Annotated in this window: 8 protein-coding genes; 5 read left to right on the top strand and 3 right to left on the bottom strand. The window is 58.8% G+C overall.

All coding sequences use genetic code 11. The annotated features are described in order from the left end of the window. The first annotated feature begins 423 nt into the window (after nt 1-423). Entirely contained in the window at nt 424-978 is a 555-nt protein-coding gene (locus ABNU97_RS16600) for a DsrE family protein (protein WP_348767779.1), read from the top strand. A gap of 18 nt (nt 979-996) precedes the next feature. Here the strand turns inward: ABNU97_RS16600 and ABNU97_RS16595 are convergent, their stop codons facing one another. Together ABNU97_RS16595 and ABNU97_RS16590 are read right to left on the bottom strand one after the other, a co-directional pair. After that, on the bottom strand, nt 997-1,467 hold the full coding sequence (locus tag ABNU97_RS16595) for a Dps family protein (protein WP_209065006.1): 471 nt from the start codon (nt 1,465-1,467) through the stop codon (nt 997-999). An 83-nt stretch (nt 1,468-1,550) separates the two neighbouring features. Then, nucleotides 1,551-2,456, bottom strand: coding sequence for an MBL fold metallo-hydrolase (locus ABNU97_RS16590; RefSeq protein WP_348767780.1), 906 nt, complete (start codon nt 2,454-2,456; stop codon nt 1,551-1,553). Nucleotides 2,457-2,537: 81 nt separating this feature from the next. On the opposite strand from ABNU97_RS16590, the gene ABNU97_RS16585 reads away from it, so the two are divergent. Both ABNU97_RS16585 and ABNU97_RS16580 read left to right on the top strand, forming a co-directional pair. Beyond that, nucleotides 2,538-3,767 carry an FAD/NAD(P)-binding oxidoreductase gene (locus ABNU97_RS16585; RefSeq protein WP_348767778.1) on the top strand — a complete coding sequence of 410 codons (1,230 nt, stop codon included), beginning with the start codon at nt 2,538-2,540 and terminating at the stop codon, nt 3,765-3,767. Between the two features lie 4 nt (nt 3,768-3,771). Then, complete coding sequence (locus ABNU97_RS16580; RefSeq protein ID WP_348767777.1) at nt 3,772-4,074, top strand: hypothetical protein; 303 nt, start codon at nt 3,772-3,774, stop codon at nt 4,072-4,074. Between the two features lie 39 nt (nt 4,075-4,113). On the opposite strand, the gene ABNU97_RS16575 is transcribed toward ABNU97_RS16580, so the two are convergent. Then, nucleotides 4,114-4,515, bottom strand: coding sequence for a helix-turn-helix domain-containing protein (locus tag ABNU97_RS16575; protein WP_348767776.1), 402 nt, complete (start codon nt 4,513-4,515; stop codon nt 4,114-4,116). A gap of 88 nt (nt 4,516-4,603) precedes the next feature. Between ABNU97_RS16575 and lnt the strand changes: the two genes are divergently transcribed. Next, the gene (gene lnt / locus ABNU97_RS16570) at nt 4,604-6,145 is read left to right on the top strand and encodes an apolipoprotein N-acyltransferase (protein ID WP_348767775.1); all 1,542 of its coding nucleotides are present in this window, start codon (nt 4,604-4,606) and stop codon (nt 6,143-6,145) included. Nucleotides 6,146-6,279: 134 nt separating this feature from the next. Next, the coding region (locus ABNU97_RS16565; RefSeq protein WP_348767774.1) for a cation transporter at nt 6,280-6,667 on the top strand (388 nt) is incomplete at its 3' end.

The raw sequence follows: 6,667 nt of genomic DNA, 5'->3' as shown, positions 1-6,667 counted from the left end.
ATATCGGACTCAAACAGGGCATGCCACGCGGCGACGACGTAGAGAAGATTCTGGGACCCAAACCCTGATCAGGGCGTTCAGCGCGGCAATCGTGGTCATCGAGGCATCTTCAGCTGACGCGTTGCACCTGCCAACGGCAGTCACGGCGCAGCAAAAAGCCATTCCTGCGTTGGGTGAGCGAATCGATGATCCCACTGCTACCGACGCAAATACGACCACGTCGGCTAAGGCCACCGTCGTTCGAATTCTCGAGCGCCGCCTAACGTTCGAACGAAGACTGGCTGGTTTGGAGTCGCATGGGTGGCCGTATCAACCGATATCCGGCACACCCGGACTGACATTGACCCAGAGCCTTGGGAGGCACTGGATCGAGCGCACCCAGCCCAGTGTTCAACCATTCAGTAACGCATAAAGGAGCTCGTTATGACCCCAATGTTTCGTACAACTCTCATCATCTTGAGTGTCGCATTGGCTAGTGTTTGCCCCGCCTTGGCCGCAGGGGGCGACTGGCGCTACCCGGCCATCGAAGGCTATGGCGGCATCAAACCACTCCCCGAAGCAGCCAATCAGCCCTCAGTCAAGGCCGAGCACAAAGCCGTGTTCGATGTAACCAGAGCAGCGAAGAGCCCCGACCAGCTGAACCCGGGCTTGGAACGCGTCGCACGGGCCGTGAACGTGTTCGCATCGGCCGGCGTGCCCGCTGAAAAGCTCGACTTCGTGGTTGTGGTTCACGGGCCAGCGACACCCGGTATTCTGAATGACGCCCAATACGAGAAGCAGTTCGGACAGGCCAACCCCAACACCGCGCTGATCGCCGCCCTACGCAAGGCGGGCGTTACCCTGCACGTCTGCGGCCAGGCGCTCGCCAAGCATGCGTTCGATCAGTCATGGGTCAACAATGAGGTCGATGTTGCATTGTCGGCGCTCAGCGATCTGGTGATCTTTCAAAGTCGCGGCTACGCTGTCGTGCCCCAGTAAGAATGTTCGTGCGCTCTCTTAGCTAGCCATCGCCCGCAACATCCAAGCCGTCTTCTCATGCACGCGCATACGATCAGAGACAAGAGCCGCCGAAGACTCGTCACCGGCATGCTGCGCGCGTTGCAGTACATCCCGGCATGTCATCACGACCTTTTCATGTCCCGCACCTAGAACCTCGACCATACGATCTGCATTAGGCACGTCTTCGACCTCGGAGATCGAGCTCAAAGTCGAGAACTGGCGATATGTACCCGGCGCGACCTGATCGAGCGAGCGTATGCGCTCCGCGATCTCGTCCACGGCCGCAGCCAACTCCGTGTACTGCTCCTCGAACATAAGATGCAACTCGCGAAAGCGCGGGCCGGTCAGGTTCCAATGGAAGTTATGCGTTTGCAGATACAACGTATAAGAATCAGCGAGCAATTTTTTCAAACCTTCGCCGGTGTTCATCCGACCTGCTTCATCTATCCCGGTGTTAATCGAGCTCATATCGTTCTCCAGATGCTGAATTAGTAGGCGTGCGACTTGCTCCGGCTCGTCGGTGAGGAACGTTGCGCATTGCCTCGCTCTCTTTAGAAAGCGTTCACTGGGATCTTCAGGTACGCGGTGCCGTTATTCTCCGGCGTAGGGAGGCGCCCTCCCCGCGTATTGATCTGAAGCGCGGCGAGCATGAGCGCGGGCAGCGGTAGTTCCGCATCACGCTTGTTTCGCAAGGCCGTATACGCGGATTCGTCCATGTTCTGCAGATGCGGGTTACGCTCCCGCTGTTCGCCCACCGTGGACTCCCAGCGCGGTTCTCGCCCATCCGGCATGTAGTCATGACCGGTGAAAAGGCGAGTCTCGTCCGGCAACTCAAGAATGGCCTGGATCGAGCGATAGAGTGTGGCTGCATCGCCGCCTGGGAAATCTGCTCGTGCGGTACCGAAGTCGGGCTGGAACAGCGTGTCGTGCACGAACGCGGCATCGCCAATCACGTAGGTGATCGAGGCCAGGGTATGACCCGGCGAATACATTACCCTCGCCTCAAGCTCGCCGACAGTGAACGTGTCGCCATCGCCAAAAAGCCGATCCCACTGGTGTCCGTCAGTTTTGAAGTCGTCACCGAAGTTGTAGATCTTCTTCCAGAGCTTTTGGACGTCGATGACGTGCTCGCCGATCGCGCGCGGCGCGTCGAAAAGCCCCTGAAGATAGATCGCTGCCGAGAGATGGTCCGCATGCGGATGTGTGTCCAGAATCCAGTCGACCGTGAGCCCGCGCGACTGCACGAACGCCGCGATCTCATCGGCGGATTCCGTGCTCGTGCTCGCCGATTTCTCGTCGTAGTTCAGTACCGGGTCGATGATCGCACAGCGTTTGCTGACTGTATCGACACAGACGTACTGAACGCTGAAAGTCTTTTCGTCGAAGAATCCGACGACTTCCGGAGTGCCGCTCGCCATGGTTGTCTTCCTTCTAATCTGTGGAAACCAGAATTGCACCAACCTAAGAATCGGTTATTTGCAAATGCCTTCGGGTTCTATTATACCCTTAGGGGTATACGTAGCAAGACGGAGTAAATCATGTCGAGCAACACAAGCCATCATCGCGTCGTTGTCGCGGGCGGTGGTACAGCCGGGCTATCAGTCGCCGCCGCCCTACTGAGGCAATCGCCTCAACTTGATGTCGCTGTAATCGAGGCGAGCGACGTGCATTACTACCAGCCGGGCTGGACGCTCGTAGGTGGTGGCGACATGCGGGCCGAAGACACAAAGCGGCGCGAGGAAGAAGTTATGCCGGACAAGGCCCGCTGGATCCGGGCCACGATCAGTGCGTTCGCACCGGACGAAAATCGCGTCGAGTTGGCCTCCGGCGAGTCAGTTACCTATGACTTTTTGGTAGTGGCACTAGGCCTCCAGATCGACTGGCAAGCCATTGAGGGTCTGTCCGAGACACTGGGCCGCAACGGCGTAACCTCGAACTATCGATACGACCTCGCACCCTATACCCACGAGTTGGCCCAATCGCTGACCGATGGCGCCAAGGCGTTGTTTACGCAGCCGGCTATGCCAATCAAGTGCGCCGGCGCTCCGCAGAAAGCGCTTTACTTGACCGCCGATACACTGCGCAAACGCGGGATATCGGCGGAGATCGGGTTCTATAATCAAGGCGGTGCGATGTTCGGGGTCCCCGCCTATGCACGGGAGCTCGATAAAGTTATTGCTTCGTATGGAGCGACGCCCTATTTCAAACACAATCTAGTGGCCGTGGACGGTGAAAAGCACGAAGCCACCTTTTCGACTGACGATGGGCCAGTAACGCGTGCGTTCGACATGCTCCACGTGGTGCCGCCGCAGTCTGCGCCGGACGTTATCAAGGGAAGTCCACTCGCGGGCGACGCCGGCTGGGTCACCGTCGATAAGAACCGGCTCACGCATACCCGCTACGATAATGTGCTGGCTTTGGGTGACTGCACCGACACCCCTAATGCGAAGACCATGGCCGCCGTACGCCGCCAGTTCCCAGTCGTGGTCGCTGAACTGCGCGCGGCCCTGGGGGAATCGGCTAAAAAACGTACTTACGACGGTTACGGGGCGTGCCCACTCACGGTCGCGCATGGCAAGGTCATGCTGGCCGAGTTCCGCTACGGTGGTGAAGTGGTCTCTAGTTTTCCACTGGATCCGCGGACTTCGCGGCGAATGTACTGGCCAGTCAAAAGCCAATTTTTCCCGGCCTTGTACTGGCAGGTCATGCTACGCGGACTGGACTGGCACTGGCCGAAACCCAAGCCACGCCCGGATCTAACGGAATAACTTCGTGTTCGACGTGTTTGATTTCACGCCGCTGACTGCGTCGGCCGGCGGGGCGCTTATCGGCGCGGCGGCGGCATTGCTATGGATCGGAACGGGCCGTATTGCTGGAATCTCCGGCCATTTGCACGGTGTCGTAAGGCGTCGCACGGACGACCGTATGCGGCGAGGTATGTTCCTGGTTGGCATAGTCGGCGGCGCTGTACTAATCGCCCTATTCAGCGCGAACGCCGTGCCGGAACGCACGAACTTTCCGACGCCTCTGCTCATAGCGGGGTCAACTCACGAAACGGAAAAAATCGTACGTTAAGCCGCGACGCTCGAACACAGAGTATCGGTGACACTGCTCCTAGTTCGCCAAAGCCTCGATGATGCGGCAATCCTTAATCCGGCCGCCCTGGCAGGCATGGATAATACCCTCCAATGATTTTTCCATGGCCTGCAAGTCCGCAAGCTTGTCACGCACGGTTTCGAGATGCTTTTCTGCGAGTTGAGCTACATCTTCACACGAGGCATCGCTCTGATCCGTCCGCGCCAGCAAAGTGCGCACATTGTCCTGGCTGAACCCCAGTTGACGGCAGCGCTTGATGAAAGTCAGTCGTTGTACGTGTGAGGCGCCATAGTGACGCTGGCCGCCGAAACCACGGCCGGCTTCGGGCAGCAGGCCGACCTCACCATAGTAGCGAATAGTTGATATACGCACCCCCGTGCGTCTAGCCAATTCACCAATACGCAAGTGCGATTGCGTCATGGAGCACCTCATGATTGAAGCTCTAGTTACTATAGCTTTTATCATGCCGTGACTATCGCCTACAGACAAGCAAGCGGCCGAGGTGTGCATGCGACAACAAACTTTGGTAAATCGCTTGCTCAAGGCAGCTCCGATAACACGACTTGGCGTCCTTTGGAGATACGGTCTGGCGCTGTTCGCTGGCGCGGTGCTGCCGCTGGCTTTCGCGCCGGTGGGATGGAGTTGGCTGGCTGTGTTGTCGCCGGCGGTACTATTCATACTCGCGGCCGGCCTGACGAAACGTCCCTCGCTCTGGGCGGCCTACCTCTTCGGCTTGGGTTACTTCGGCGTGGGGGTGTCGTGGGTTTTTATCAGCATCAGCCGTTATGGCAGCGGTCTCGTCATGGCCACGCTCGTTACCATGGGCTTTGTAGCGCTGCTTGCCTTGTTTCCGTTGTCCGCGATTTATCTCGTGCGCATGCTGCGGCCTCAAATGGACGGCCTCGCATTGTGGCTCGGGTTGCCGGCGGCATGGGTATTGAGTGAATGGGCACGACTCTGGTTCCTGAGCGGCTTTCCCTGGCTGTTTCTGGGTTATAGCCAGGTTGATACGCAGCTTGCCTCGATCGCACCGGTATTTGGTGTGCTGGGGGTGAGCTTTGTTCTGGCTCTGTTGGCTGGTGTACTCGCGTGGGTGGGGCTTCATCCCACTCTGCGACGCACGGTAATCGGCGTGGGCGTGCTGGGCGCACTATTCATCGGCGCGTCGCTGCTCGACCGAGAATGGACCCGGCCGGTGGCCGAGCCGGTATCGGTGGCGCTCGTGCAAGGCAATATGCCACAAGACATGAAGTGGAAGCCGCAGATGTTACCGCTGACCCTGAAACGCTATCGAGCGCTCACCGAGCCGTATGCGAGCGCCGACCTCATCGTCTGGCCGGAAACGGCTATTCCGACGTGGTACGACCTCGCTGTCGGCGATCTGGACCGAATCCAGTCACAGCTTGGTACACACGGCGCGACGTTGATACTCGGGATTCCGGTACGGACTGATCAAGGCGAGGCCTACAATGCCGCCGTCAGTTTGGGGCGCCCGCCACGGTTTTACTACAAGCGTCATCTGGTGCCCTTCGGCGAATACATTCCATTGCGCGGACTTCTCGGTCCGCTGCTCAATATCCTGGGCGCGCCGGTCACGGATTTTAGTGCAGGGCAAAACCCCCGCCTGTTGCGCGCTGGCGATCTGCCGATCGGTGCGTTGATCTGCTATGACATTGCCTTCGGCGCCGAAGTCGCCGACCTGCTACCGAAAGCGCAGTTATTGGTCAATCTCAGTAACGACGCCTGGTTCGGTGACTCACTCGGCCCGCACCAGCATTTGCAGATTGCACAGATGCGCGCCATTGAAACCGGTCGCCCGCTTCTGCGGGCGACCAACACCGGCCTTACAGCCGTGATCGATCACGACGGTCGCCTGTTGGCGCGCGCACCTCAGTTCGAGGCCACTGTTTTGACCGCCGAGGTGATACCCCGGACGGGGGCGACGCCTTATGTCCGCTGGCGGGACAAGCCCGTGCTGGCGTTGATCGTGGTGGCGCTGGGCCTGCTTGTTGTGCTGCGAGTGGCCAGTAAACGAATGCTTTTTCGCTAACTGCTTGACTCTCTAGTTGCTAGAGGTTTTAGGCTTGCGCTCGATACTACGATCAATAGCTGATTACGGCCGGGCGTATAAGGCGTTGTCGCCTAAACACGAGCGGTTCTAACGCTTCTCGGAGACCATGTAACATGTCTGATTGCGGCTGTGAATTCGAGGCCAAGGACAAAGCGCAACAAACTGCGCTGTACTGGCTGCTGGCGATTAACGGCGTGATGTTCCTGGCTGAATTCGCGATTGGTCTGCTAGGCGGCTCCACGGCGCTGATCGCCGATTCACTCGACAACTTCGCTGATGCGGCGGTTTATTCGGCTGGGTTGTACGCGGTCGGTCGCGCCGCTTACCACAAAGCACGCGCCGCGTCCATAGGCGGGGTCGTGCAGATACTGCTCGCTTTGTTCGCCTTGGGCGAAGTGGTCCGACGGACCGTGATGGGCAGCGACCCCGAGCCCGCCTACATGGTGGCGATGGGCTTGGCGGCACTTGTCGCGAATATCACGTGTTTGCTCATCATCGCCC

Source organism: uncultured Salinisphaera sp. (assembly GCF_964012375.1).
Lineage (GTDB): Bacteria > Pseudomonadota > Gammaproteobacteria > Nevskiales > Salinisphaeraceae > Salinisphaera.
This window is presented reverse-complemented; position numbering and strand designations above follow the sequence as displayed.

Bases quoted from the DNA above. Each gene is read 5' to 3' on its own strand.
- lnt (WP_348767775.1), top strand. From the start codon at position 4,604: ATGCGACAACAAACTTTGGTAAATCGCTTGCTCAAGGCAGCTCCGATA.
- ABNU97_RS16585 (WP_348767778.1), top strand. From the start codon at position 2,538: ATGTCGAGCAACACAAGCCATCATCGCGTCGTTGTCGCGGGCGGTGGT.
- ABNU97_RS16595 (WP_209065006.1), bottom strand. From the start codon at position 1,467: ATGAGCTCGATTAACACCGGGATAGATGAAGCAGGTCGGATGAACACC.
- ABNU97_RS16600 (WP_348767779.1), top strand. From the start codon at position 424: ATGACCCCAATGTTTCGTACAACTCTCATCATCTTGAGTGTCGCATTG.
- ABNU97_RS16575 (WP_348767776.1), bottom strand. From the start codon at position 4,515: ATGACGCAATCGCACTTGCGTATTGGTGAATTGGCTAGACGCACGGGG.